General features: G+C 57.4%; 25 protein-coding genes. 21 read left to right on the top strand and 4 right to left on the bottom strand.

Annotated features, from left to right (window positions below):
- The first annotated feature begins 17 nt into the window (after window positions 1–17).
- The 5 genes from rlmD (at window position 18) to Q0753_RS10220 (ending at window position 6,145) form a co-directional block, all read left to right on the top strand.
- Entirely contained in the window at window positions 18–1,334 is a 1,317-nt protein-coding gene (rlmD, locus tag Q0753_RS10240; RefSeq protein ID WP_298720158.1) for a 23S rRNA (uracil(1939)-C(5))-methyltransferase RlmD, read from the top strand.
- A gap of 9 nt (window positions 1,335–1,343) precedes the next feature.
- A complete protein-coding gene (gene relA, locus Q0753_RS10235) occupies window positions 1,344–3,557 on the top strand; it encodes a GTP diphosphokinase (protein ID WP_298720157.1) in 2,214 nt (737 codons plus the stop codon).
- 11 nt (window positions 3,558–3,568) lie between these two features.
- Window positions 3,569–4,369: a nucleoside triphosphate pyrophosphohydrolase gene (gene mazG / locus Q0753_RS10230; RefSeq protein ID WP_298720155.1), complete on the top strand. Its 801-nt coding sequence runs from the start codon at window positions 3,569–3,571 to the stop codon at window positions 4,367–4,369.
- Between the two features lie 504 nt (window positions 4,370–4,873).
- Window positions 4,874–5,545: a flagellar protein MotX gene (locus Q0753_RS10225; RefSeq protein ID WP_298720152.1), complete on the top strand. Its 672-nt coding sequence runs from the start codon at window positions 4,874–4,876 to the stop codon at window positions 5,543–5,545.
- Window positions 5,546–5,689: 144 nt separating this feature from the next.
- Window positions 5,690–6,145 (top strand): Rrf2 family transcriptional regulator, encoded by a 456-nt coding sequence (locus Q0753_RS10220; RefSeq protein WP_298720149.1) that lies wholly within the window; start codon window positions 5,690–5,692, stop codon window positions 6,143–6,145.
- 56 nt (window positions 6,146–6,201) lie between these two features.
- Here the strand turns inward: Q0753_RS10220 and Q0753_RS10215 are convergent, their stop codons facing one another.
- Window positions 6,202–7,470 (bottom strand): CNNM domain-containing protein, encoded by a 1,269-nt coding sequence (locus Q0753_RS10215; protein WP_298720142.1) that lies wholly within the window; start codon window positions 7,468–7,470, stop codon window positions 6,202–6,204.
- 65 nt (window positions 7,471–7,535) lie between these two features.
- Window positions 7,536–8,324 carry an inner membrane protein YpjD gene (locus Q0753_RS10210; RefSeq protein ID WP_298720139.1) on the bottom strand — a complete coding sequence of 263 codons (789 nt, stop codon included), beginning with the start codon at window positions 8,322–8,324 and terminating at the stop codon, window positions 7,536–7,538.
- A gap of 144 nt (window positions 8,325–8,468) precedes the next feature.
- On the opposite strand from Q0753_RS10210, the gene ffh reads away from it, so the two are divergent.
- The 7 genes from ffh (at window position 8,469) to Q0753_RS10175 (ending at window position 13,324) form a co-directional block, all read left to right on the top strand.
- Entirely contained in the window at window positions 8,469–9,854 is a 1,386-nt protein-coding gene (gene ffh, locus Q0753_RS10205) for a signal recognition particle protein (RefSeq protein ID WP_298720136.1), read from the top strand.
- 219 nt (window positions 9,855–10,073) lie between these two features.
- A complete protein-coding gene (gene rpsP, locus Q0753_RS10200) occupies window positions 10,074–10,325 on the top strand; it encodes a 30S ribosomal protein S16 (RefSeq protein WP_104485683.1) in 252 nt (83 codons plus the stop codon).
- A gap of 23 nt (window positions 10,326–10,348) precedes the next feature.
- On the top strand, window positions 10,349–10,870 hold the full coding sequence (gene rimM, locus Q0753_RS10195) for a ribosome maturation factor RimM (protein WP_298720133.1): 522 nt from the start codon (window positions 10,349–10,351) through the stop codon (window positions 10,868–10,870).
- A gap of 27 nt (window positions 10,871–10,897) precedes the next feature.
- Window positions 10,898–11,647: a tRNA (guanosine(37)-N1)-methyltransferase TrmD gene (gene trmD, locus Q0753_RS10190; RefSeq protein ID WP_298720131.1), complete on the top strand. Its 750-nt coding sequence runs from the start codon at window positions 10,898–10,900 to the stop codon at window positions 11,645–11,647.
- Window positions 11,648–11,679: 32 nt separating this feature from the next.
- Window positions 11,680–12,042 (top strand): 50S ribosomal protein L19, encoded by a 363-nt coding sequence (rplS, locus tag Q0753_RS10185; RefSeq protein WP_071472463.1) that lies wholly within the window; start codon window positions 11,680–11,682, stop codon window positions 12,040–12,042.
- Window positions 12,043–12,158: 116 nt separating this feature from the next.
- Window positions 12,159–12,467, top strand: a complete 309-nt coding sequence (locus tag Q0753_RS10180; RefSeq protein WP_298720115.1) for a hypothetical protein — start codon at window positions 12,159–12,161, stop codon at window positions 12,465–12,467.
- Window positions 12,468–12,484: 17 nt separating this feature from the next.
- The gene (locus Q0753_RS10175) at window positions 12,485–13,324 is read left to right on the top strand and encodes an MFS transporter (protein ID WP_298720113.1); all 840 of its coding nucleotides are present in this window, start codon (window positions 12,485–12,487) and stop codon (window positions 13,322–13,324) included.
- Here the strand turns inward: Q0753_RS10175 and mutH are convergent.
- Window positions 13,314–13,991 carry a DNA mismatch repair endonuclease MutH gene (gene mutH / locus Q0753_RS10170; protein ID WP_298720110.1) on the bottom strand — a complete coding sequence of 226 codons (678 nt, stop codon included), beginning with the start codon at window positions 13,989–13,991 and terminating at the stop codon, window positions 13,314–13,316. The genes Q0753_RS10175 and mutH overlap by 11 nt on opposite strands.
- Before the next feature lie 675 nt (window positions 13,992–14,666).
- On the opposite strand from mutH, the gene rppH reads away from it, so the two are divergent.
- The 7 genes from rppH (at window position 14,667) to Q0753_RS10135 (ending at window position 21,915) form a co-directional block, all read left to right on the top strand.
- Entirely contained in the window at window positions 14,667–15,179 is a 513-nt protein-coding gene (rppH, locus tag Q0753_RS10165) for an RNA pyrophosphohydrolase (RefSeq protein ID WP_298720107.1), read from the top strand.
- A gap of 25 nt (window positions 15,180–15,204) precedes the next feature.
- Window positions 15,205–17,463, top strand: coding sequence for a phosphoenolpyruvate--protein phosphotransferase (gene ptsP, locus Q0753_RS10160; RefSeq protein ID WP_298720104.1), 2,259 nt, complete (start codon window positions 15,205–15,207; stop codon window positions 17,461–17,463).
- Between the two features lie 75 nt (window positions 17,464–17,538).
- The gene (gene lgt / locus Q0753_RS10155) at window positions 17,539–18,357 is read left to right on the top strand and encodes a prolipoprotein diacylglyceryl transferase (RefSeq protein WP_298720101.1); all 819 of its coding nucleotides are present in this window, start codon (window positions 17,539–17,541) and stop codon (window positions 18,355–18,357) included.
- Window positions 18,354–19,148: a thymidylate synthase gene (gene thyA, locus Q0753_RS10150; protein ID WP_298720098.1), complete on the top strand. Its 795-nt coding sequence runs from the start codon at window positions 18,354–18,356 to the stop codon at window positions 19,146–19,148. Before lgt ends, thyA begins: the two co-directional genes overlap by 4 nt.
- 187 nt (window positions 19,149–19,335) lie before the next feature.
- Window positions 19,336–20,517, top strand: coding sequence for a Na+/H+ antiporter NhaA (gene nhaA / locus Q0753_RS10145; RefSeq protein ID WP_298720095.1), 1,182 nt, complete (start codon window positions 19,336–19,338; stop codon window positions 20,515–20,517).
- A gap of 109 nt (window positions 20,518–20,626) precedes the next feature.
- Window positions 20,627–21,571, top strand: coding sequence for a transcriptional activator NhaR (gene nhaR / locus Q0753_RS10140; RefSeq protein WP_298720092.1), 945 nt, complete (start codon window positions 20,627–20,629; stop codon window positions 21,569–21,571).
- Window positions 21,572–21,615: 44 nt separating this feature from the next.
- Window positions 21,616–21,915, top strand: a complete 300-nt coding sequence (locus Q0753_RS10135) for a metalloregulator ArsR/SmtB family transcription factor (protein ID WP_298720320.1) — start codon at window positions 21,616–21,618, stop codon at window positions 21,913–21,915.
- Window positions 21,916–22,100: 185 nt separating this feature from the next.
- Here Q0753_RS10135 and rpsT read toward each other — a convergent pair whose 3' ends face one another.
- Window positions 22,101–22,361, bottom strand: coding sequence for a 30S ribosomal protein S20 (rpsT, locus tag Q0753_RS10130; protein ID WP_104485672.1), 261 nt, complete (start codon window positions 22,359–22,361; stop codon window positions 22,101–22,103).
- 197 nt (window positions 22,362–22,558) lie between these two features.
- Between rpsT and murJ the strand changes: the two genes are divergently transcribed.
- Both murJ and ribF read left to right on the top strand, forming a co-directional pair.
- Entirely contained in the window at window positions 22,559–24,115 is a 1,557-nt protein-coding gene (gene murJ / locus Q0753_RS10125; RefSeq protein ID WP_298720080.1) for a murein biosynthesis integral membrane protein MurJ, read from the top strand.
- A gap of 67 nt (window positions 24,116–24,182) precedes the next feature.
- Window positions 24,183–25,130 (top strand): bifunctional riboflavin kinase/FAD synthetase, encoded by a 948-nt coding sequence (gene ribF, locus Q0753_RS10120; protein WP_298720078.1) that lies wholly within the window; start codon window positions 24,183–24,185, stop codon window positions 25,128–25,130.
- Window positions 25,131–25,133 lie beyond the last annotated feature (3 nt).

The raw sequence follows: 25,133 nt of genomic DNA, 5'->3' as shown, positions 1-25,133 counted from the left end.
CGAGGGCTCCACGTTTTATGGTTCAGTTCTTCAAGGAAAACAAGCCCAAAGCTCAGGCACAGCCGCCGCTGGAGGTGACCATTGTCGAGCTGAATGCTCATGGGGTGGGGCTGGCCCGGTATCAGGACAAGCCGCTGTTTGTGCCCGGCGCGCTCAAGGGCGAGCGGGTACGGGTGCGCTTGCTGGTGCAAAACAACAAATACCGGACCGCCGACCTGCTCAAGGTGCTGACGCCATCGCCCGAACGGAAAAAGCCGTTTTGTCCCTACAGTGCAGACTGTGGCGGCTGCTCGTTGCAGCATATGCCGGTTGCGAATCAGCGTGCTCTGAAGGCGCGTACCGTGGCGCAGCTGTTTGCCCGCCACGGCATCGATGAACTGCCCGAGCCACACTGGCTGAACGATGACGAGCATCAGGGATATCGGCGGGTGGCACGACTGGCGATTCGTCGTCGGGGCAAGGGCGTATCGCTCGGCTTTCGCCGTGGCCAGTCGCACGATCTGGTGGAAATCGAGCATTGTGGGGTGTTGCGCCCCGCGCTTTCCGAGCTGATTGCCCCCTTGCGCCAGTTGCTGAACCGGCTGAAGGCGGTGAAACAGCTCGGGCATATCGAGCTCTATGATGCGGCCGAAGGGGTGGCTCTTCTGCTGCGGCACACGGGATCCCTGTCGCCTCGGGATCTGGAACTATTACTCACCTTTGCCCAGACGCGACATCTTGCCCTGTTTTTGCAGGACGATAGCGCCCGACGACCTTTACATGTTCCTTTTTCACTTTACTATCAGATAGATAATATCAGGCTGGCCTTTACCCCCGGTGACTTTATCCAGATTAACGCCGGGCTTAACGAGCGAATGGTGCGCCTGGCGCAGCAGTGGCTGGCCGCCGAGCCGGGCCAGCCGGTTCTGGATCTGTTCTGCGGGGTCGGCAACTTCTCGCTCCCGCTGGCGGCGGCCGGGCATCCGGTGGCTGGAGTGGAAGGGGTGATGGAGATGGTCGAGCAGGCCCGGGGCAATGCGGAAGATAACGCTCTGCCGCTGGCGCAGTTTTATCGTGCCGATCTGGCCGCCGACTTTACTCGGGAATCCTGGGCGCGACAGGGCTTTGAGCGGGTATTGCTGGACCCGGGCCGGGCTGGCGCCGAGCAGGTCATGCCTTACCTGCAGCAGTTATCGCCCGAGCGGTTGCTGTATGTGTCCTGTAATCCGGCGACCCTTGCCAGAGACAGCGAGGCACTGCTGGCGGCGGGTTACCGGCTCAGCCGCCTCTGCCTGATTGATATGTTCCCCCATACGGTGCATTGCGAAGCGATGGCCTTGTTCGAATTAAATTAAGGGATACTTATGGTTGCCGTGCGCGATACTCACCTTCAAACAAGCTTCAGCCTGACCGAGTGGGCATCGGGCCTGCCGCTCGATGCTCATGAGCAGGAGCAACTGAAAGCGGTGTACGAGTATTGCCTGGGGTTGAAGGTGCCGCCCGAGGCGCAACACCGGCTGCAGGCTGAAGGGGTGGAGATGGTCGGGATCCTGCTTACCCTGAGCATGGATCTGGATACCCTGACGGCGGCGCTGCTGTATCCGTTTCTCGAGTTCGGTCACCTGGATGCGGAGCGGGTACGGGAGGATTTTGGTGACACCATAGCGCGCCTGCTGCGAGGGGTGGCGGATATGGAAGCCATTCGCTCGCTGCAGCATGTGCACGGCGACAAGAGCTCGGAAGTGCAGGTCGATCGGGTGCGCCGCATGCTGCTGGCGATGGTGGAAGACGTGCGGGCCGTGGTGATCAAGCTGGCCGAGCGCATCACCTGCCTGCGCGAGGTCAAGAACGCCGACGAAGAAACCCGGGTGCTGGTGGCCAAGGAGATCGCCAACATCTATGCCCCGCTCGCCAATCGACTGGGCATCGGCCAGCTCAAATGGGAGCTGGAGGATCTGTCGTTCCGCTATCTGCACCCGGATACCTACAAGCGCATCGCGCAGCTGCTGGACGAAAAGCGGCGGGCGCGGGAGCTCTATATCGACGATTTCGTGTCCGGGCTCAGGACGGCGCTGCAGGAAGCCGGGGTCGAGGCCGAGGTGTATGGCCGCCCCAAACATATCTACAGCATCTGGCGCAAGATGCAGAAGAAGAATCTGGACTTCGACGAGTTGTTCGATGTGCGCGCGGTACGGGTGGTCACCCGGCACCTGCAGGACTGTTACGGCGCCCTGGGTGTGGTGCACACTCAATGGCGGCATATTCCGCGCGAGTTCGACGACTACGTCGCCAACCCCAAGCCCAACGGTTATCAGTCCATTCACACCGTGGTGATTGGCCCCGAGGGCAAGACGGTCGAAATACAGATCCGTACCGATCAGATGCATCAGGATGCGGAGCTGGGCGTGGCGGCCCACTGGAAATACAAGGAAGGCGCCGGCACCACCAAACAGAGCGGCTTTGAAGACAAGATTGCCTGGCTCAGAAAGCTGCTGGCCTGGCAGGAAGACATGGCCGAAAGTGGCTCCCTGGTCGACGAGTTGCGCAGCCAGGTGTTTGAAGACAGAGTCTATGTGTTTACCCCCAAGGGCGAAGTGGTCGACTTGCCGTTGGGCGCCACCCCGCTCGACTTTGCCTACTACGTGCACAGCCAGATCGGCCATCGCTGCATCGGCGCCAAGATCGACGGTCGCATAGTGCCGTTCACCTATCAGCTGCAAACCGGCGATCAGGTGGAGATCATCACCCAGAAACAGCCCAACCCCAACCGGGACTGGATGAACCCCCATCAGGGGTTTCTGCGGACCAGCCGGGCGCGCTCCAAGGTGGCGACCTGGTTCAAGAAGCAGGACAGGGACAAGAACATTCTCGCCGGTCGTGATGTGCTGGATAAAGAGCTGGACCGACTGGGACTGAGCTTTTCCCAGATCGACAAGGCGGTGCTGGAACGCTTCAACGTCAGCCATCTCGACGACCTGCTTGCCGGTATCGGTGGCGGCGATCTGCGCATCAATCAGCTGCTTAACTACCTGCAGGGACTGTACAAGAAGCCGACCAGCGAGGAGCAGGACGAAGCGGTGCTGCGTCAGCTGGAGCTGAAGGCGGCGAAAAAGGCCCCCAACGCCAAGGGACAGGGGCACATAGTGGTGCAGGGCGTGGGCAACCTGCTGACCAGCACCGCCCGTTGCTGCCAGCCGATACCGGGCGACGAGATCGTCGGCTTCATCACCCAGGGGCGGGGTATCTCGATTCATCGCTCCGACTGCGAGCAGTTGAAGGAACTGGTGGTGCAGCATCCGGAACGGGTGGTCGATGCGGTGTGGGGCGAAAACAACGCCGGCGGTTATCGGCTGACCCTGCGGGTGGTGGCCAACGACCGCTCCGGCCTGTTGCGTGATATCACCACCATTCTGGCCAACGAAAGAATCAATGTGATGGGCGTCAACAGCCGCTCCAATCACAAGCAGCAGACGGCGACCATCGACATGCAGCTGGAAATATACAATATCGATACCCTGAGCCGGACCCTGGCCAAGATAGGTCAGTTGCCGGACATACTGGAAGCCAAGCGGCTGTAACGGGAGCACGGATGGAGCACTATAACTACTCACTCGGCGACTTGCTGGCCATCATGGCGGCCCTGCGGGATCCGGAAAACGGCTGCCCCTGGGATCTGAAACAGGACTTTGCCAGCATAGTGCCGCACACCCTGGAAGAAGCCTATGAGGTGGCCGACACCATAGAGCGGGGCGCCCTGAACGAGCTGCCGGGCGAGCTGGGTGATCTGTTGTTTCAGGTGGTGTTTTATTCCCGGCTGGGGGAAGAGCAGTCGCTGTTCAACTTCGGCGATGTGGTGCAGTCCATCAGCCACAAGCTGGTGCGCCGTCACCCGCATGTGTTCGGCAACGCCGAACTCGACGGCGAAGAGCAGGTCAAGGCCAACTGGGAGCAAACCAAGGCCGTCGAGCGGCGCAGCAAGGACGCGACCGCGACCAGCGCACTCGATGATATTCCCCGCAACCTGCCGGCGTTGAGCCGGGCCAACAAGATTCAGAAACGCTGCTCGGCAGTGGGCTTCGACTGGCGCGAGTTGCCGCCGGTGGTGGACAAGATCCATGAAGAGCTGGACGAAGTGATGGCCGAGCTTGACCAGCCCGAGCAGGACCCGGATCGGGTGGCCGATGAACTGGGCGATCTGTTGTTCGCCTGTGTCAACCTGGTGCGCCATCTCAGGCAGGACCCGGAGGCGGTACTGCGCCGGGCCAACGACAAGTTCGAACGGCGTTATCGCGGCGTAGAGCAGGCATTGCAGGCCGATGGCAAAGACAGCCGGGATTGCAGTCTGGACGAGCTGGACGCTTACTGGCGACAGATAAAGGCCGGCGAATAATACCAAACAGATTAAATAACTGATCTATTTGCTTGCTCTGCAAAGGTCGGACAAAGGGCCAGCTTCGCCGACACGCTTCAAGCACTTCCATGTGACGCTCAACACATGACATCCCTGTCATGTGATGGTCGGCGGAGCAGATCCCTTTATCCTCCCTGATGCCAGGGAGTTTCCTGTTGGCATCGTCTACAGGCAACTCGGTGCTCGAGAAGAGGCAACAGAGATCGACTACCACGACCGTGAAATGCCATGGACGGCATTTCCCGATCCCTCAGGGGGCAGCTTGCTGACTGCATCAAGTTTGGTGATGGACCAAACATCCAGTGAATGTTTGCAGCCATCGCCAAGCGCAGATGGCCTTAGCCCATGGCGTGTCGTGGGAGACGGCTGTGTTGCCTCTGATCTCGGGGTTAAAATGATCAGATGTTTATTCAAATTGGTATAAGGGTCTGTCAGCTCAATTTTTATATTGCCGTGCCGATAAACAGCACGGGAGGATCACCTATGAAGCGTCTGTTCGGGTTGTTACTGTTGTGCTGTAGCCTGCAGGTAGTGGCAGAAGAGGAAACCGCGACTCCGGAGCCGCCGGCCGCGCCGACGCCGTCGGATATCAGCGAGCTGCAGGCGGTGCCTTTGTATGAAGAATACGAGCTGATCGAGTGGATCAATGCCAATCGTCATCTGCAACAGGTGCGCGATCGGGATCAGTGTCAGCTGGTGCAGGATATCGAGGCCAGAGCCGAGGTGCTGCGTCTGCCGGCTTATCAGTTTTTATGGGGCGACATGCTGGCCTGGGGAGTATGCGTGCCCCAGCAATCGCGCCGAGGGCTGGGCATGATCTGGAAGGCGGCGGAGCAGGGACTGCCGGCGGCGCTGGAACAGCTGGGGCGTTACTACTACGACGGAACCCTGGTGCAGCAAAACCGGGAGCGGGCGGCACCGCTGATGCAGGAGGCCGCCAGCCTGGGGCTGGAAAAGGCACAATTCATCTGGGCGCGCTGGCTGCTGGACGGCACCGGTAGTCCGCTCGACTATCCTCAGGCCTATCTGTGGCTGAAGCAGATGGTGCTTGCCGACAAGCAACTGCATCAGGAAGCGCAGCGGCTGAGTACCGCGCTGGCAGCCAGAATGCCGACCAGCAAGGTCAGGGAGCTGGATCAGCGCCTGTTGTTCTGAATTCCGGTGTTTTGCATCCGTGTTCCGAACCGGCTCTTGCTGCTCACGGCAGATACCGGCGGGACGGATTGACATTTAATGTCACCTTTCGCCGCTAATGTGTATCATGTATATATATTCTTTCGCGTTCAGGATACCCGCAGCATGAAGCTGACTACCTATACCGATTTCGGCTTGAGAACCCTGATGTATCTGGCCACCCTGCCGGAAGGGGAGTTGACCAGTGTGGCTCAGGTATCCAGGCTATACGACATCTCGCGCAATCACCTGGTCAAGGTGGTGAATCAGCTGGCGCGGGAAGGCTATCTTCATGCGGTGCGTGGCAAGCACGGGGGGATTCGACTGGCCAGGGCGCCGGAAGATATCAACGTCGGAAAGGTCATTCGTGCGCTGGAAAACAATCTGAAGGGGATCGACTGCGGCAGCCCGGCCTGTTATCTGGTGCCGGCCTGTCGGTTGCGTGATGCGCTCAGGCTGGCGATGGATGCTTTTCTGCAGGTCATGGAAGGGTATACGCTGGCGGATCTGACCGGTAACCGGGAAGAGCTGATGGTCATTTTCAGCCAGCTGGAACTGCAGGCCGGCAACTCGTCATCCTGAAAGCCGGATTCAGAGACCGGGCCCTGGTACTCAACTCTGCTATCCAACCCTGATCACTACCCCTGGTAATAGTGCGGCAGCACCCGCACCAGTTTTACCATGTTGTTTTCCACTTCCAGAATTTCAATCGGATAACCCGCCAGGCGCAGGCCGATATTGGCCTCGGGAATGTCTTCCAGATACTCGAGGATCAGGCCGTTGAGGGAGCGTGGGCCGTCGTTCGGCAGTTCCCAGCCCAGCTCCTTGTTGAGGTCCCGAATACTGGCCGAGCCTTCAATCAGATAGGAGCCATCATCCTGCGGCTTGATTTCGTCGCTCAGGGTCGGGCTGATGGTGGTGGTGAAGTCACCCACTATTTCTTCCAGAATATCATCCAGCGTGACCAGCCCCTGAATATCGCCGTATTCATCGACGATTAACCCGATACGCTCCTTGTTGCGCTGAAACTTGACCAGCTGCACGTTCAGTGGCGTCGCCTCGGGAATATAGTACAGCTCGCGCAGCGCCCGCATCAGGCTGGACTTGCTTAATTCGTCCTTGGCCAGCAGCCGCAGGGCATCCCGGGCGTGAATAAAGCCCAGCGCATCGTCGATATTGTCCCGGTACAGCAGTACCTTGGTATGCGGGCTCTGCATCAGGCGGCGGCTGATGGTTTTCCAGTCCTGGGTCACATCGATGCCATAAATCTCGTTGCGCGGCACCATGATGTCATCGACGGTCACTTTTTCCAGATCCAGAATGGACACCAGCATGTCCTGATGTCGGCGCGGGATCAGGGCGCCGGCTTCGTTGACGATGGTGCGCAGTTCTTCCGAGCTGATGGCGGTGTCTTCACCGCCATGGGGATTGATGCGAAGCAGCGCCAGCAGGCCGTTGGAAATGGCGTTGATGGTCCATACCGCCGGATACAGCAACACCATCAGGGGCCGAAGAATAAAGGAAGCCGGAAAGGCCACCCGTTCCGGATACAGCGCCGCCAGGGTCTTGGGCGTGACCTCGGCAAAAATCAGTACCACCACGGTCAGGGCCACGGTGGCGATGGCCACGCCATAGTCACCGTACAGGCGGATGGCGATCAGGGTGGCGATGGCCGAGGCGAGAATATTGACCAGGTTGTTGCCGATCAGGATCAGGCCGATCAGCCTGTCGGGACGAGACAGCAGCTTTTCAACCCGGGTGGCAGAGGTGTGGCCACCTTGAGCCAGATGACGCAGCCGATAGCGGTTCAGCGACATCATGCCGGTTTCGGAACTCGAAAAAAAAGCGGAAATAAAGAGTAAAGCTATCAGGATGCCCGTAAGGGTACCCGTGGATATGTCGTCCAAGCAGACCGTCCTGTGTCATGAAACTGATCAATTACTAAGGGTTTGACCGGGTGCTGTCAAGTCGGTTAGCCCAGCAATACCTCGCGCACGAAGCGACTGCCGAAATAGGCAAGGGTCAGCAGTATGCTGCCGGCCACGCTGGTCCAGATCACCTTGCGGCCACGCCAGCCCAGGCGATGATGACCCCAGAGCAGGCCCACATAGACACACCAGGCCAGAATGGTAAGAATGGCTTTATGGGCCTTGCCGGGGCTGAACATTTCCTGCAGAAAGAACAGGCCGGTCGAAATAGACAGCGTCAGCAATACCACACCGACCACAATCAGCCGGAACAGATAGCGTTCTATGGTCATCAGTGGCGGCATGGCCGGCAGATTGGATAATTTGTGTGTTTTCAACCGGTGATTGAGAAAACCCAGCAGAATCGCCAGCAGGCTGGCGATCACCAGCAACGAATAAGACATCAGTCCCAGGCCGATATGCAGCAATACCTCGGGGCGGGTTTCCAGGTGCATGCTGTAATAACCGGGCAACAGCAGATCTGTCGCCAGCAGCAGACCGGCAAAGCCATATACCAGCGGCATCAACAGCCACACCCTGAAGCGCGTGACCAGCAGCGTCATCAAGGCTGAAATAATCAGGCTGACCACCGAGGCCACATTCAGCATACTCAGGTTTTGCCCCGGCACCTGCACCACGGTGTTGAACAACCAGAGGCCATGCAGCAGCAGAGCACACAGCGCAGCAAGCAGGCCGTAGCTGCGCCCTTTGTTCTGGGGGTTGAGCAGATTATGCACACAGGCGAAGGCCGCCAACAGATAAAATGCCATCGCCAAAACAGCAAGCAATTCCATAATGAATTTAAGCCATTAACCGGTGAATAGATAAGAACGGCCAGTATACCCCTAAGACAAAGCACATCGCTACCCGGCCTCGCTTAAGTTCGGCCGATAACTTGGGTATACTGGTGGTAATTTTCGCCAACTGCGGACCACATCATGTTTGAAAATCTCACCGAAAGACTGTCGCGTACGCTGAAAAACATCAGTGGCCGCGGTCGGCTGACCGAAGAAAACATCAAGGAAACATTGCGTGAAGTACGCATGGCACTGCTGGAGGCCGACGTGGCCCTGCCGGTGGTGCGTGAATTCGTCAACCGGGTCAAGGAGCGGGCGGTTGGCCAGGAAGTGTCCAAATCCCTGAGTCCGGGCCAGGCCTTCATCAAAATCGTCAACGCCGAACTGGTGTCGGTGATGGGCGAGGCCAACGAGGAACTCAACCTGTCGGTGACCCCGCCGGCGGTGATCCTGATGGCGGGCCTGCAGGGGGCGGGTAAAACCACCTCGGTTGGCAAGCTGGCCAAGTTCCTCAAGGAACGACACAAGAAAAAAGTGCTGGTGGTCAGTGCCGACGTTTATCGTCCGGCGGCGATCAAGCAGCTCGAAACCCTGGCGGCGGATCTGGAGGTCGAGTGCTTTCCCAGTAACATAGAGCAGAAGCCGGTAGACATAGGTCGTAATGCGCTGGAGTACGGCCGCAAGCAATTCTTCGATGTGGTGCTGGTGGATACCGCCGGCCGTCTGCATGTCGATGAAGACATGATGACCGAAATTCAGCAACTGCACGAGGCCATCAACCCCGTCGAAACCCTGTTCGTGGTGGATGCCATGACCGGTCAGGATGCGGCCAACACCGCCAAGGCGTTCAGCGAAGCGCTGCCGCTGACCGGGGTGATCCTCACCAAGGCCGACGGTGATGCCCGGGGTGGTGCCGCGCTTTCTGTACGTCATATTACCGGCAAGCCGATCAAGTTTATCGGTATGGGCGAAAAAGTGGACGCCCTCGAGCCCTTCCATCCGGACCGTATCGCCTCGCGTATTCTGGGCATGGGGGACATGCTGTCGCTGATCGATCAGATGGAACGTTCGGTCGACAAAGACAAAGCCGCCGAAATGACCCAGAAGCTGAAGAAGGGCAAGGGCTTCGATCTGGAAGACTTTCGCGATCAGCTGGCGCAGATGCGCAACATGGGCGGCATGATGAGCCTGATGGACAAGCTGCCCGGTATGAACCAGCTGCCGGACAACGTCAAGGATCAGGTCAACGACAAGCTGACGGTTCGCATGGAAGCCATTATCGGCTCCATGACCGCGAAAGAGCGTCGTCATCCGGATCTGATCAAGGGCTCACGCAAGCGGCGTATTGCGCTGGGTTCCGGTACCGAGGTGCAGGAAGTCAACAAGCTGCTCAAGCAGTTTACCCAGATGCAGAAAATGATGAAAAAAATGTCCGGCAAGGGCGGCATGCGCAAGATGATGAGCCAGATGAAGGGCATGATGGGGCCGGGTGGCATGGGCGGTGGCGGTCGGCACGGTCCCTTCTGAAGCAAAGACCACGGGTAGGCGGCGGTGGCTGCCTGATAATGGGTGGTCCTGAATCTCTTGCGGTGAGGGTAACCGCCTGATTGCTGCGCGAATGCCCCTTGCTGTCGAATGCCAATTTGGTTGCATTCTCACCGCATCAGAGTACAATTGCGCAGCTTATTTTAAGCCAGGGTTCGCATTGTCTGCGGGCCTTGTTTGTTTCAGTATATAGAGGACGATATGGTAACCATTCGTTTACAACGTGGTGGCGCTAAGAAGCGTCCGTTTTACCAGGTAGTAGTTGCAGACAGCCGCTATGCTCGTGATGGTCGTTTCATCGAGAAAGTGGGTTTCTTCAACCCGATCGCCGCCGGTCAGGCAGAAAAACTGCGTCTGGACCTGGAGCGTGTTAATCACTGGGTTGGCCAGGGTGCAACTGTATCCGAGCGCGTAGCCAAATTGATCAAAGACGCAGCCAAAGCAGCGGCCTAAGTCTTGACAGGTAGGGAATTAAAGTGAGCGAACCTGTAGTAGTAGGCCAACTGGGCGCCGTGTACGGCATTAAAGGTTGGTTGAAGGTCAACTCCTTTACCGACCAACCAGAAGGCATTTTCGAATATCGGCCCTGGCTGATAAAGAACGGCAGCAACTGGCGTGAAATTCAGGTAACTGGATGGAAACGTCATGGCAAGGGTCTGATTTGCAAGCTTATCGATATTGATGAGCGCGAGCAGGCACAAATGCTGACCGGTGCCGACATCGCGGTAAGTGCAGAATTGTTTTCTGCCCTGCCGGATGACGAATTCTATTGGCGCGATTTGATCGGTTGTCGGGTGAAGAACACCAAAGGCTATGATTTTGGTCTGGTGACTCAGCTGATGGAAACCGGCTCCAACGACGTGCTGGTAGTAAAAGCCAATGCCAAGGATGCTTTTGGTCAACGCGAGCGGTTGATTCCGTTTGTGGAAGACCAGGTAATAAAGTCCGTGAATATTCAGGACAGCATCATCGAAATTGATTGGGATCCGGATTTTTAACCCGAGTCGAACCGCGCGGAGAGAATCATGTGGATAGGGGTCGTTAGCCTCTTCCCGGAGATGTTCCGGGCAGTATCCGACTTTGGTGTAACCGGGCGGGCCGTTAAAGATGGCCTGCTGACATTTGAATGCTGGAATCCGCGGGATTTCACCCGGGACAAACACCGCACTGTCGATGACAGACCCTACGGGGGCGGACCCGGGATGCTGATGATGGTTCAGCCACTGCGCGATGCCATAGCGGCGGCGCGACAGGCAGCCGGCGAGGGAGCACGGGTCATTTACCTGTCTCCTCAGGGCCGCAAGCTGGATCAGCAAGGCGTGACCGAACTGGCAAAACACGAGAAGTTGATTCTGGTGGCCGGGCGGTATGAAGGAGTGGATGAGCGCGTGATTCAGGCCGATGTCGACGAAGAGTGGTCGGTCGGAGATTACGTGCTTAGTGGCGGCGAATTGCCGGCCATGGTGCTGGTGGATGCGGTGGCCCGTTTGGTGCCCGGCGTTCTCGGTGACATGGCGAGTGCGGAGCAGGACTCCTTCAGCGAAGGACTTCTGGATCATCCTCACTACACACGCCCTGAACAACTGGCGGGAATGGCCGTTCCCAAAGTGTTGTTGAGTGGCAACCACGCCGAGGTAGCCAGCTGGAGAATGCAGCAGTCATTGGGCCGGACCTGGTTAAGAAGGCCGGAACTCTTGAACAACCTAGCTCTGACTGACGAGCAAGAGCAGCTTCTTGCCCAATTTGTTCGCGATTATCGCGAGCCGGAACAGTAGAGTTTTCAGTTTACCCTAGGTAAGGAAATATCATGAGCAACATCATTAAGCAGCTTGAAGACGAACAATTGCGCACCGATATCCCCGACTTCGGTCCGGGTGACACCGTGCGTGTAATGGTACGCGTTGCCGAAGGCGGCAAAGAGCGTCTGCAGGCTTACGAAGGCGTTGTTATCGCCAAGCGTAACCGCGGCCTGCACTCTGCATTCACCGTGCGTAAAATCTCCAACGGTGAAGGCGTTGAGCGTGCCTTCCAGACTCACAGCCCGCTGATCGGCAGCGTGGAAGTGAAGCGTCGTGGCGCCGTGCGTCGTGCCAAGCTTTACTATCTGCGTGACCGTGCTGGTAAGTCTGCTCGTATCAAAGAGCGCCTTACTCCCCGCGGCAGCAAGTAATAAGCCGACCGGTTGTGTCAAAAGGCCCGCATTTGCGGGCCTTTTTGTTTTTACCGCTTTAGACAGGCTACCGGAAAGGGGCTAGCATGGTGTTTTCTATTTGATTCGGGGGCCTCATGCCTATTTCCGTTTGGGGTCTGGCCGTGGCTCAGGCGCTGTTGATGTCGGGCAATATTCTGCTGGTGTCGATCTCGGCGCTGATCGGCCAGCAACTGGCGGCGCATCCGTCATTGATCACCCTGCCGATAGCCTGCCAGTTTCTCGGCCTTATTATCTCGACACTGCCTGCCGCACATCTGATGCAGAAGCTGGGCAGGAAGGTCGGCTTTGTAATCGGTAATCTGGTGGGACTCTCTGGTACCTGGGTAGCGATGCAGGGGCTGCTGCAGTCGAGCCTGGGGATGTTCACCCGGGGACCTTTCTGATCGGTATCGCCATCGGCGTGGGTCAGCAGTATCGGTTTGCGGCGCTGGAGTCCTGCGGCGTCGAATTTCATCCCAGAGCCATTAGTATGGTGATGGCCGGTGGCGTGCTGGCGGCGGTAATCGGGCCCAACCTGGCTATCTGGTCCCAGCAATGGTACCAGGGTAATCCCTATGCCGGTGCCTTCTATGGTCTGTTCGGGCTCTATGTGGTGGCCTTGCTGCTGATCCTGCTGTTGCCATTGCCCAGGGCGGTACCGGTGAACCGGCATGAGCGGGTAAGAAGTTATCGGGAACTGTTCCGCCAGCCGTTACTGCTGGCGGCGGTGGCGTCGGGCATGATTGGCTACGGCATCATGGTGCTGATCATGACCGCCACGCCGTTGGCGATGAATCATCATCAGCATGATTTTTTCGCTACCGCTCAGGTGATCCAGTGGCACGTGCTGGGCATGTTTGTGCCGGCTTTTTTCACCGGCGCCCTGATCCGCCGCTTTTCTACCAGACGGGTGATCCTCTGGGGCTGCTCGGCCTTGCTGCTGAGTGTGATGATCAACCTGTCGGGGCAGGGGTTCTGGAATTACTGGTGGGGCTTGCTGTGGTTGGGCATCGGCTGGAACTTTACCTTTATCGGCGCTACCCACCTGCTGACCTTCAGTTATCAGCCGGTGGAAAAAGCCAAGGTGCAGGGGATCAACGAATTTATGGTGTTCTCGGCGGCGGCGATGGGCAGTCTGTTTGCCGGTCAGGGGTTGGTGATGCTGGGCTGGGCCTGGCTTAACCTGTTTGCGATCCCCTGGATCCTGCTGGTGGCACTGTTGATCTGGCGGTTAAGGGAGCCGGAGCCGCTTACAGCATGAAATGCCGGGCCAGCAGGGCCGCGGTGAAGCCGGTTTTAAGATAAAAGCCGCGTGGCAAGGTCATGATGGGCTGGCCCTGTTGACCCACCGCCTCGGTCAATGCCCGGCCGTTGGCGGCCTTGGGCCTGAGCTGCAGTACCTGGCCGTGACGGGCGCTGATGTTCTGCACTTCCCCCAGGCTTATCAGCTCCATGATCTCTTCCCAGTCCTGGCGTAATAACCGCTCTTCCTGCTCGCTCGGGCTCCACAGCAACGGCTGACCGATGATCCTGTCGCCGGGGGCCAGACTGCGTTCACCCAGCACCGGTATCCATAGTACCCGGGATAACTTGTTGCGCACGTTGGAGTCTTCCCAGCGCAGGCCGCCGATGTTCGTCAGCGGTGCCACGCTGACAAAGGTAGTCTCCAGTGGCTTGCCACGACCGTCTATGGGAATCGTTTTCAACTCGACCCCCAGCTCGGGAAAGTCCTGCTCCGGCTTGGATCCGGCGCTGGCGCCCAGCGCCAGTTCAAGCAGCTGGCCCACCCAGCCCTTGTCTCGCCGCAGATTGGAAGGCACCGGAATATCAAATGATTGGGCCAGCTCTCTCAGTGACAGACCGGCCAGTTGCTCGGCGCGCAGCAGCAGCGCCGGAATCGATTCAGGACGGCAATCAGGATTGTTCAAAATATAACCGCCCTCCACAGGTAGGAAAAAATCTGACCAGTGAGCCAGTAATTGTTATAACCACATGATTCAAAATGGCTTATCGGTGGCATGTTATTGCTCTTTTCAGCGGCCGCATGATATACCGGTTTTACCCGAGTATAAACATGCTGTTGCACAGCCTTATCCACAGAAATTCTGGATAACTGCCTACCGCTGCCGTCCGACGATTTTACGGCGCTCAAAACGACAAAAAACGGCTTTTTTTTCTTACCGTTAACGCTTTGTTTACCTGGTGTTTGTGGATAAGTTGCCGTTGTTCGATCTTTGAGCACCGAGACTTACTAACACGATAGTCAATTTGAGTCGGACTGTGAAAAGATCCAGCTCGATCCTTTTTTTTGAAGTTAATTGTCTGATTTTTTAGTGTTTTTAATCCGGTCTTATGTTTTGATCACCCTGTTGTTCAAGCTGGAAGAAAGAGCTGATCTCAAGCTATACAGCCTTTATCACAAGCTTATCCACATAAATTGGGGGAAAGCGATCCCGCGACGATCCTTTTTCTGTTCATAACTATTGACAAGAACACAAGTTATTCAACATCGATTATCACGCTGGCGCCGACAGCATCATTTGCCGGGAATAGGGGAATATGGAACAATCGTCTTTATGTTATTTTTTTAGTCTGGTGATTGCGTGATAGATGGCGACGGTTTTCGTCCCAATGTAGGCATAGTGATCTGCAATCGCAAAGGCCAGGTGTTATGGGCCAGACGCTACGGGCAACATTCCTGGCAGTTCCCCCAGGGCGGGGTGGACGATGGCGAAACGCCGGAGCAGTCCATGTACCGGGAGCTGTACGAAGAGATCGGGCTCAGGCCCGAAAATGTCACCTTGCTGGCGGTTACCCGCCACTGGCTGAAGTACAAGCTACCCAAGCGTCTGGTGAGATGGGACAGTAATCCCGTCTGCATCGGTCAAAAGCAGAAATGGTTTCTGCTGCGGTTGGAATCGGATCATGAATCACACATCGAGTTTGGTTGTCATGGGCATCCGGAGTTTGATGACTGGCGCTGGGTCAGCTATTGGTACCCGGTACGCCAGGTGGTTTCTTTCAAACGGGAAGTATATCGACGGGTGCTGAGGGAATTTGCGCCTATTGTGATGGCAGAGCAAGGCCGCCGAGACGGTCGCAAGCGACATCGGTAACCCATCGACACAGGAGTAGGCGGCAGTGTTAAAGGAATTGCGGGAAATCGTTCAGCAGGTAACGGCCAGCTCTGACCTCAATGGCGCCATGAGTGAACTGGTTCGCCAGACCCGTCATGCCATGCGGGTGGACTGCTGCTCCATTTATCTGCGCCAGGAGCATGAGCAGAATTACCTGCTGGCGGCGACCGATGGTCTGGCTGCCAAGGCCGTCGGTCACGCACGCATTCCGCTGGGCGAGGGCATCGTCGGCCTGATCGGGGAAAAGGAAGAACTGATCAACCTGGCCGATGCCCAGCTGCATCCCAAATTCAAGTATCTGCCCGAAGCGCGCGAAGACGCTTTCAAATCCTTTCTCGGTGCTCCCATCATTCATCAGCGTAAAACCCTGGGGGTGCTGGTGGTGCAGCAGAAACAGGTGCGACTGTTTGAAGAGGGAGAAGAATCGTTTCTGGTGACACTGGCTTCTCAGCTGGCTACCGTCATCGCTCATGCCGAGGCCAAGGGTAACCTGCGTTCGCCCAATTGGCACGGCATGCTGCGTGGCCTGGCGGGCTCTCCCGGTGTGGCGATTGGTCGAGCCTGGGTGTGGCGCCCTCGCGTCGAGCTGAGCCAGGTGAAGGAGCGCAAGGCGGATAATGCCGCCGTGCAGCACGAGCGGCTCGACCGGGTGCTGGTGCAGGTAGAAGACGAGCTGAACGGCATGGCGCTGCGCTTCAAGGAGTCGCAGGCCAGCGAGTCGGTGGCGGTGTTCGAGGTGTATCAGTATATCCTCAAGGATCCGGTGTTCATCGGGCTGATCCGGGAGCAAATCGAGCGGGGCTGGATTGCCGGCAGTGCGGTCAAGCGGGTCTGTGAAAAACAGATAGCCCAGTTTTCGGTGATGTCGGATCCCTATCTGCGCGAGCGGGCGGCGGACATTCGTGATCTGGGCCAGCGATTGCTGACCCGGCTAATCCACGAAGATGATGGGCTGCTGACCCTGGATGAGCCCATCATTCTGGTGGCGGATGAAATCAGCGCTACCCTGATTGCGGAAATCCCCCGCAGCAAGCTCAAGGGCATCGTCTCCGCCAAGGGCTCCATCAACTCTCACGCCGCCATTCTGGCTCGTGCCATGGGCATTCCGGCGGTGATGGGCATCGATCATTCCTTCGAGCTGCTGGAAGATCGCACCCTGATCGTCGATGGCTACAACGGTGACCTGCTGGTGGAGCCGGTGCCTTCGGTCCTGCGCGAGTACCGCCGCCTGATGGCCGAAGAAGAGCAGATGGACGAGCTCTTCGATACGGTGCGCAATGAAAGCTCCGTTACCCTGGACGGGGTTACCGTGTCCTTGCTGCTGAATGCGGGTCTGAGTGCGGATACCGATATTGCCATGAACGACACCGCCGATGGGGTAGGGCTGTTCCGTACCGAAATTCCCTTCATGATGCGTGATCGCTTTCCCTCCGAGCAGGAGCAGGTCATCAGCTATCGCCGGGTCATGAGCAGTTATGTCGGCAAGCCGGTGTGCATGCGTACCCTGGATGTGGGCGGTGACAAGCAGCTGCCTTATTTCCCCATCGTGGAAGAAAACCCCTTTCTCGGCTGGCGGGGTATTCGCCTGACCCTGGACCACCCCGAAATCTTTCTGGTACAGCTGAAGGCCATGCTGCGGGCCAGTCAGGGGCTGGACAACCTGTCCATCATGTTGCCGATGGTGACCAGTCTCGATGAGATACGGGTCGCGCGCAGAATGCTGGATCGCGCCTGGCGTGAGGTGTCGGCCGAAACCGCCGACCAGCAGGGCATCATCCGTTACCCCAGCCTGGGGGTGATGATAGAGGTGCCGGCACTGCTCTACCAGTTACAGGACATGGCCCCGCTGGTGGACTTCTGGTCGGTAGGTACCAACGATCTGACCCAGTATCTGCTGGCGGTAGACAGAAACAACGGCCGGGTGGCCGATATTTACGATGCTCTGCATCCGGCGGTATTGCGTGCCTTGCAGCAGATCATCGATGCGGCTCGCCGCCATGCCAAACCCGTGTCCATTTGTGGCGAGCTGGCCGGTGACCCCATCGGGGTGCTGGTGTTGCTGGCCATGGGCTATCGGCGTTTCAGCATGAACAACAGCAACCTGATGCGCATTAAATATATCGTGCGTCAGTCGCGCGCCGATGAGTTGCAGAAATTGTTGCAGGAAGCCCTGAGTCACCAGAATACCGGCCTGTTCAAGGGGCTGTTCGGCCGTTATCTGGAAGAGCGTGGACTGGGCGGACTGCTGCGCGCCGGACGTTAAGCTCGGAGTTAAACTCTGGTATTTATTCCTGTCGAATTGCACAATACCCGCTTTTATTGCTGACGGGGTAAGTGCATGTCTCAGAGCCACTGGGTGTTTCCCGGTTTCGATCCCATTGCCATACAAATCGGTCCCCTCGCGGTGCATTGGTATGGTTTGATGTATCTGCTGGGCTTTCTGTTTGCCTGGCTGATGGCCAATCGCCGCGCGGCACAACCGGGCTCGGACTGGACCCGGGATCAGGTTTCCGACGTGCTGTTCTATGGCTTTCTCGGGGTGATCCTCGGTGGCCGCCTCGGTTACGTATTTTTCTACCAGTTCGACACCTTTCTCGCCGACCCGCTTTATCTCGTCAAGATCTGGACCGGTGGCATGTCGTTTCACGGCGGCCTGGTCGGGGTGATCACCGCACTCTGGCTGTTTGCCCGCAAGCAGCACAAAACCTTCTTTGCGGTATCCGATTTTATCGCACCGCTGATCCCCTTCGGGCTGGGGGCCGGTCGCATCGGCAACTTCATTAACGGCGAGCTCTGGGGCCGGGTGACGGAGGTGCCCTGGGGCATTATTTTTCCGGCGGCGGGCATGCTGCCACGTCACCCTTCCCAGCTGTACCAGTTTGCCCTCGAAGGGGTGGCCTTGTTGATTATCCTGAATCTGGCCTGGCGAGCGCGTCCGCCTCGCGGCGTGATTTCCGGCCTCTTCCTGCTGTGCTACGGCCTGTTTCGTTTCATGGTGGAATTTGTACGGGAGCCGGATGCCCAGCTTGGGCTCTACCTCGATTTGTTCAGCATGGGGCAGCTGTTGTCGATGCCGATGATGCTGGCCGGTGCACTGATGTTATGGGCGGCCTGTCGTCGCCCCCAATGGTTTGGTAATGGAGAAAAAACAGCATGAAAGCCTATCTGGAGCTGATGCAACATATCCTGGACAAGGGTGCCGTCAAAGAAGACAGAACCGGCACCGGCACCCTGTCGGTATTCGGCCATCAGATGCGCTTCGATCTGAGTGAGGGCTTTCCGCTGATCACCACCAAAAAGTGTCATTTGAAGTCGATTATTCATGAGCTGTTGTGGTTTCTGAACGGTGACACCAACATCGGCTATCTGAAGCAGCACGGGGTACGGATCTGGGACGAATGGGCCGATGAGAACGGTGATCTGGGCCCGGTATACGGCCATCAGTGGCGCAGCTGGCAAGGGGCGGACGGTCGCACCATCGATCAGATAAGCCAGGCGCTGGACACCATCAAGACCAATCCGGACAGCCGTCGTATCATCGTCTCGGCCTGGAATGTGGGCGAGCTGGATCAAATGGCGCTGGCCCCCTGTCATGCCCTGTTCCAGTTCTACGTGGTCGACGGCAAGTTGTCTTGCCAGCTCTATCAGCGCAGCTGTGATGTGTTTCTGGGCCTGCCCTTCAATATTGCCAGCTATGCGTTGCTGACTCATATGCTGGCCCAGCAGGCGGGACTCGAGGTGGGCGACTTTGTCTGGACCGGTGGCGATGTACACCTTTATCGCAACCATCTGGAGCAGGCTCGGCTACAATTGGGTAGAGAACCACTCGCTCTGCCGACGCTGCGGCTGGTGCGTACACCCGACTCTCTGTTTGATTATGCCTTCGAGGATTTTGTGCTGGAAAACTACCAGGCGCATCCGCATATCAAGGCGCCGGTCGCGATTTAAAAAGCATTTAAAATGTAATTTTTATTTTGCGTTGGTGTTAAGTTTTATTTTCGGGGTGACGATATAAGCCAATTAGCCTGTTAATGCTCGGTTTTACCGAGGTATTAAGCAGAAACAATCGATTACTCGCCGGCGGAGGGCCTGATTACACTCGAGCATCTAGTTGATGAGAGGGAGCCTCAATCGTATGACGGATGTACTGAAACGCTTTCTGGCAATGGAATCTGCCGGCGGTATTTTACTGATAGTGGCGGCGATCGTCGCCATGGTGATGGCCAACACCGGTCTGGTGGATCTTTATCAGGAACTGCTTAGTACTCGTATCCAGCTGCGGATCAGCAGCCTGGATCTGGACAAGACGCTGTTCCATTGGGTCAATGACGGCATGATGGCGGTGTTCTTTCTGGTGATCGGCCTGGAAGTGAAACGCGAGCTGGTGTCCGGCGCGCTTTCCTGCCGGGAAAAAGCCATGTTTCCGGCCCTGGCTGCTGTGGGTGGCATGCTGTTTCCCGCCCTGTGGTTTTTACTGTTCAACGCCGGCGAAGCCTCCAGCCTGAATGGCTGGGCCATTCCTACCGCTACCGATATTGCCTTCGCTCTGGGGGTCATGGCCCTGCTTGGCAATCGGGTGCCGCTCAGCCTCAAGGTGTTTCTGCTGGCGCTGGCGATCATCGACGATCTGGGGGCTATCATCATCATCGCCCTGTTCTACAACCACGGCATGTCGCTGCCTGCCATGTCGGTGGCCGTTATCGGTATTGCCGGCCTGTACTGGCTGAACCGGGCCCAGGTTCACAGTCTGGTGCCTTATCTTATTCTGGGATGGATAGTGTGGGTGGCCGTACTCATGTCGGGCGTACACGCGACCCTGGCCGGGGTAATACTGGGCTTTCTGATCCCGCTGTATGGCCGCCGGTTTTCACCGGCCCGTGAACTCGAAAATTTCCTGCATCCCTGGTGTGCCTTTTTTATTCTGCCGTTGTTTGCCTTCGTGAACGCGGGCGTTTCGCTGGAAGGACTCTCGTTTGCCGATCTGTCGTCGGCATTGCCGCTGGGCATCATGACCGGCTTGCTGCTTGGTAAACCCATGGGGATCTTCCTGTTCAGCTGGGGGGCGGTACGGCTGGGTATTGCGCAGCTGCCCGCCGGCGTGTGCCTGAAGCAGATATTTGCGGTGTCCGTGCTCTGTGGCATCGGTTTCACCATGTCGATTTTCATCGCATCGCTGGCCTTTACCGGGAATGCCGAACTGGCTAACCTGTCCCGGCTCGGCATCCTGATGGGCTCGACAGTCGCGGCGCTGGCGGGTTATGGCATGCTGAATTATATTCTGCCCCGCCAGCAATCAAGGCCGGTGCTGCAGCTGTAGTCGGCGATGTGATCATCTCTATGGCAATTGTGGTCCTCAACAGAGCGGTCGGGTATTCAAACCCGGCCGCTTTCATTATGATGGAGCCAATACGCATTGGAGATGGCCTTTGTCACACCTTAACTACAACCACCTGTATTATTTCTGGATGACGCAGAAGAAAGGTTCGGTCACCAAGGCGGCCGAGGCGCTGTTTCTGACACCTCAGACGGTCACCGGTCAGATCCGTCAATTGGAACAGCGGCTCGGTGGCAAGTTGTTCAAGCGCAAGGGACGCCAGCTGGAGGCCAGCGAGCTGGGGCAGCTGGTGTTCAAGTATGCAGACCGCATGTTCAGCCTGTCGTACGAGATGCTGGATATCGTGCATTACCGCAAGGAAGATCACCTTGTTTTCGACGTCGGCATTGCCGATGCCTTGTCGAAGCGACTGGCGAGCCGGGTGCTGCTGTCGGTGATCCCCAACGATGGCTCCATTCATCTGCGCTGCTACGAGTCGACCCACGAAATGCTGCTTGAGCAGCTCAGTGAGCACAAGCTGGACATGATTCTGTCGGACTGTCCGGTAGACTCGGCCCAGCATGCGGGGCTGCTGTCGAAAAAACTGGGGGAGTGCGAGATCGGCTTTTATTGCCGTGAACCGCTACCGACCCGGCCTTTTCCCGAGTGTCTGGAAGAACGACGGCTGCTGATCCCGGGGCGGCGCACCGCCATGGGCCGGCAGCTGCGGCACTGGCTGGAGGTGCAGGGGCTCAAGCCACAGATCCTGGGTGAATTCGACGACGCGGCACTGATGAAGGCGTTTGGTTTTTTCAATCAGGGAATCTTCGTGGCCCCGGCGATTTATCGCGACGCCATTCTGCAATATCAGCCGGTGGTCGAGATTGGCCGGGTCGAAGAGCTGAAAGAAGAGTACTACGTCATTTTTGCCGAGCGGATGATCCAGCATCCGGCGGTAAAGCGATTATGTGAAAGTGATTTCAGCTCGCTGTTTTCCGGTCTGGACGATTTTTCTGCGGTCACACCGCCCGTCACCTTTGACGATGAATTTAGTTAAACATTAGGGTTAACAGACCCTGGAACGTGGACATCATGATGGCATTGAATATGGAAGCAATGGAAGCTAGTGCGAGTCAGGCGGTCAAGCTGTTGAAGGCGCTGGCCAACGAGCGAAGGCTGTTTATCCTGTGCTATTTGCTCGACAAGGAGCTGTCTGTCGGAGAAATGAACCAGCATCTGGGGCTGAGCCAGTCGGCGTTGTCGCAACACCTGGCCCTGTTGCGTAACGACGACCTGGTACGCACCCGCAAAGAAGCACAGACGGTATATTATTCGCTGAAAAGCGAGGAAGTACGGGAAGTGATCGCCCTGCTGCACAAGCTTTACTGCCGGGAGGAGTGAAAGCGTGAGGTGTCAGGCGTGAGGGGTTGGTTCAAAATCCAAAGTGCTGTCTGCAAGCGGGGTTGCTCTATCTTTAACCCTTCACCCCTTACTCTTAACCCCTCACCCCTCACTTTTTCAAACAGACAGGCAATAAAAAACCGGCATTAAGCCGGTTTTTTTGACGCTGCGGATAAGTCTCTGAATTACAGAGCCTTGATCTTGGCGTTCAGGCGGCTCTTGTGACGAGCAGCTTTGTTCTTGTGGATCAGACCTTTGGTGGCCATACGATCCAGCAGAGGCTGAGCGACGTCGAAAGCTTTCTGTGCGTTCGCCTTGTCACCGCTGGCGATGGCTGCAACTACTTTTTTCACGTAGGTGCGAACCATGGAACGGCGGCTGGCGTTGTGCTTACGGCGTTTCTCTGCTTGAATCGCGCGTTTCTTAGCAGACTTGATATTAGCCAAGGTAAAACTCCTGAAACTGTCTTAGCGAGTGTTAATAAAAGGCCGAGGAATATGCCTTTTTCACCGCAGATTGTCAATTGATTTGTGCAAATAAACACCGCCCTGTGGTCAGATACAGGGCGGGGGGTTAAACTGTCGGCCGGATTCTAGCAGCATTCCCCTGCATTCAGCAATTTTCTTACCGCGAGGTTTTCATTTTGAGCAAGGCGCTTTTGCGATCGGGCCTGATTGTGTCCGCCATGACCCTGGTATCCCGGGTGCTGGGGCTGGTACGCGACGTGGTAATCGCCAACTTATTGGGGGCAGGAGCCGCGGCCGACGTGTTCTTTTTTGCCAACCGTATTCCCAATTTTCTGCGCCGGCTGTTTGCCGAAGGCGCCTTCAATCAGGCCTTTGTGCCGGTGATGACCGAATACAAGCAAACCCGGAGCTTCAAGGACACTCAGGATCTGCTGGCCGCGGTATCCGGCACCCTGGGAGGAATTGTGACCCTGGTGACGCTGATCGGGATGATTGGTTCCGGGGTGGTCACGGCGCTGTTCGGTATGGGCTGGTTCATGGAGTGGGTTAACGAGGGTCCCGAGGCCTACAAATTCGAGTTGGCCTCGTTATTGCTGAAAATCACCTTTCCCTACCTGTGGTTTATCAGCTTCACCGCCATGGCCGGCGCCATACTCAATACCTACGGCAAGTTTGCGGTGTCGTCCTTTACGCCGGTGTTTCTCAATGTAGCCTTGATTGCCGCCGCGCTCTGGCTGTCGCCGCGACTGGCACAACCGGAAATGGGGCTGGCCATCGGGGTGTTTGCCGGCGGTTTGATCCAGTTTCTGTTTCAGTTTCCCTTTCTGGCGAAGCTCCATCTGCTGGTAAGGCCGCGCTGGGCCTGGCACCACCCCGGGGTGGTGAAAATTCGCACCCTGATGATTCCGGCCCTGTTCGGGGTCTCGGTCAGTCAGGTTAACCTGTTGTTCGATACCATGCTGGCGTCGTTTCTGGCCACCGGCTCCATCAGTTATCTGTATTACTCCGATCGACTGCTGGAATTTCCGCTCGGCCTGTTCGGCATCGCCATTGCGACCGTGATTTTGCCGGCGTTGTCGAGCCGCCATGTGGATCAGTCCAAAGACGGTTTTGCCGCCACCATGGACTGGGGCGTGCGCATGGTCTTGCTGATGGGCTTTCCCGCCATGCTGGGGTTGATTGTACTGAGCGAGCCCATGCTGCGGGTATTGTTCATGCGCGGCGAGTTCGGTGTGATCGAAGTGACGGCGGCGGGCAGAAGCCTGGTGGCCTATGCAGTGGGACTGCAGGCCTTTATGCTGATCAAGGTGCTGGCACCGGGCTACTACGCCCGACAGGATACCAGGACGCCGGTGCGTTTCGGCATTATCGCCATGGTGGCGAATATGGTGTTCAATGCGCTGCTGATTTTTCCGCTCGGCTATGTGGGGCTGGCGCTGGCCACGGCGATGTCGGGTATGCTCAATGCCGGCCTGCTGGCCTGGGGCCTGAGCCGGCGCGATATCTATCATCCCAGTCGGCAGACCCTGGGTTTCGCGCTCAAGGTGACGCTGGCCAGTAGCGGCATGGCGGCACTGTTGTGGTGGCTGTCACCGCCACTGGCCGTGTGGGCCGAGTGGAGTCTGCTGAGCAGCAGTTTGCACCTGCTGAGCTATATCGGGGCCGGTGCCTTGTGTTACGGTGCCTTGCTGCTGGTGAGTGGCGTGCGCATAAAGCATCTTAAAACCGCATAGCAAAGGCTGATCCCGAGGGCCGGCTGGGGTATAATCCGCCGATTTACAGAGGCCGGTATCGGAGTCTATGGAGCTTATTCGCGGGATTCACAACATCAAACCATGGCATCGCGGCTGTGTGCTTACCATTGGTAATTTTGATGGGGTGCACCTGGGGCACCAGGCCGTATTAAGCCGTCTGGTCGAGCAGGCTCGTCGGCTCAAGGTCCCGGCCTGTGTCATGGTATTCGAGCCACAGCCGCAGGAGCTGTTTACCGGTGCCGAGGCGCCTCCGCGACTAACCCGGCTGCGAGAGAAATATCAGCAATTGACGCGTCTCGGTATCGATCGTCTGTTGTGCGTGCGCTTCAATGCCGACTTTGCCGCCCAGTCTCCGGATGAATTTATTCGTGGCCTGCTGGTAGACAAGCTGGGGGTGCGCTTTCTGGTGGTGGGAGATGATTTTCGTTTCGGCCAGAACCGGGGCGGAGACTTCGAACTGCTGACCCGAGCCGGCAAGGCCTTCGACTTCGAGGTGGTCAGCACCCAGAGCTGGCGCATGAACAGCCGGCGGGTCAGCAGTACCCTGATCCGCGAGGCGCTGGCGGCAGACCGGCTGGATGATGCGGCCAATATGCTGGGGCGCCCCTTCGCCCTTTGTGGTCGAGTGGCCCACGGCGCCAAGCTGGGGAGGACTATCGGTTTTCCCACCGCCAATGTGGCGCTTAAGCGGCAGGTGATACCGGTGTCCGGCGTGTATGTGGTGGAGCTGTTATTGAACGGCCGGCGTTACCCCGGGGTCGCCAATATCGGTGACAAGCCCACGGTCTGCGGCACCCGTGCCCTGTTGGAAGTCCACCTGTTTGATTTTTCCGGCGATCTGTACGGCAAACAGGTGGAAGTAGAGCTCCGCCATAAATTGCGGAACGAGCAAAAATTCGCTTCCTTTGCGCTGCTGAAGGAGCAAATTCAACGCGATGCCGCCCAGGCCCGACAATGGTTCGGGCTGGCGACATCAGAACCGAACGGAATGTAGGAT

It is taken from the genome of uncultured Oceanisphaera sp., from assembly GCF_947495715.1.
Taxonomy (GTDB): Bacteria; Pseudomonadota; Gammaproteobacteria; order Enterobacterales; family Aeromonadaceae; genus Oceanimonas; species Oceanimonas sediminis.
This window is presented reverse-complemented; position numbering and strand designations above follow the sequence as displayed.

Coding starts and splice junctions, on each gene's coding strand:
- trmD (WP_298720131.1), top strand. CDS start 10,898: ATGTGGATAGGGGTCGTTAGCCTCTTCCCGGAGATGTTCCGGGCAGTA.
- thyA (WP_298720098.1), top strand. CDS start 18,354: ATGAAAGCCTATCTGGAGCTGATGCAACATATCCTGGACAAGGGTGCC.
- Q0753_RS10220 (WP_298720149.1), top strand. CDS start 5,690: ATGAAGCTGACTACCTATACCGATTTCGGCTTGAGAACCCTGATGTAT.
- ffh (WP_298720136.1), top strand. CDS start 8,469: ATGTTTGAAAATCTCACCGAAAGACTGTCGCGTACGCTGAAAAACATC.
- nhaA (WP_298720095.1), top strand. CDS start 19,336: ATGACGGATGTACTGAAACGCTTTCTGGCAATGGAATCTGCCGGCGGT.
- mazG (WP_298720155.1), top strand. CDS start 3,569: ATGGAGCACTATAACTACTCACTCGGCGACTTGCTGGCCATCATGGCG.
- rplS (WP_071472463.1), top strand. CDS start 11,680: ATGAGCAACATCATTAAGCAGCTTGAAGACGAACAATTGCGCACCGAT.
- rlmD (WP_298720158.1), top strand. CDS start 18: ATGGTTCAGTTCTTCAAGGAAAACAAGCCCAAAGCTCAGGCACAGCCG.
- lgt (WP_298720101.1), top strand. CDS start 17,539: ATGTCTCAGAGCCACTGGGTGTTTCCCGGTTTCGATCCCATTGCCATA.
- relA (WP_298720157.1), top strand. CDS start 1,344: ATGGTTGCCGTGCGCGATACTCACCTTCAAACAAGCTTCAGCCTGACC.
- Q0753_RS10180 (WP_298720115.1), top strand. CDS start 12,159: ATGCCTATTTCCGTTTGGGGTCTGGCCGTGGCTCAGGCGCTGTTGATG.
- Q0753_RS10225 (WP_298720152.1), top strand. CDS start 4,874: ATGAAGCGTCTGTTCGGGTTGTTACTGTTGTGCTGTAGCCTGCAGGTA.
- rpsP (WP_104485683.1), top strand. CDS start 10,074: ATGGTAACCATTCGTTTACAACGTGGTGGCGCTAAGAAGCGTCCGTTT.
- Q0753_RS10210 (WP_298720139.1), bottom strand. CDS start 8,324: ATGGAATTGCTTGCTGTTTTGGCGATGGCATTTTATCTGTTGGCGGCC.
- ribF (WP_298720078.1), top strand. CDS start 24,183: ATGGAGCTTATTCGCGGGATTCACAACATCAAACCATGGCATCGCGGC.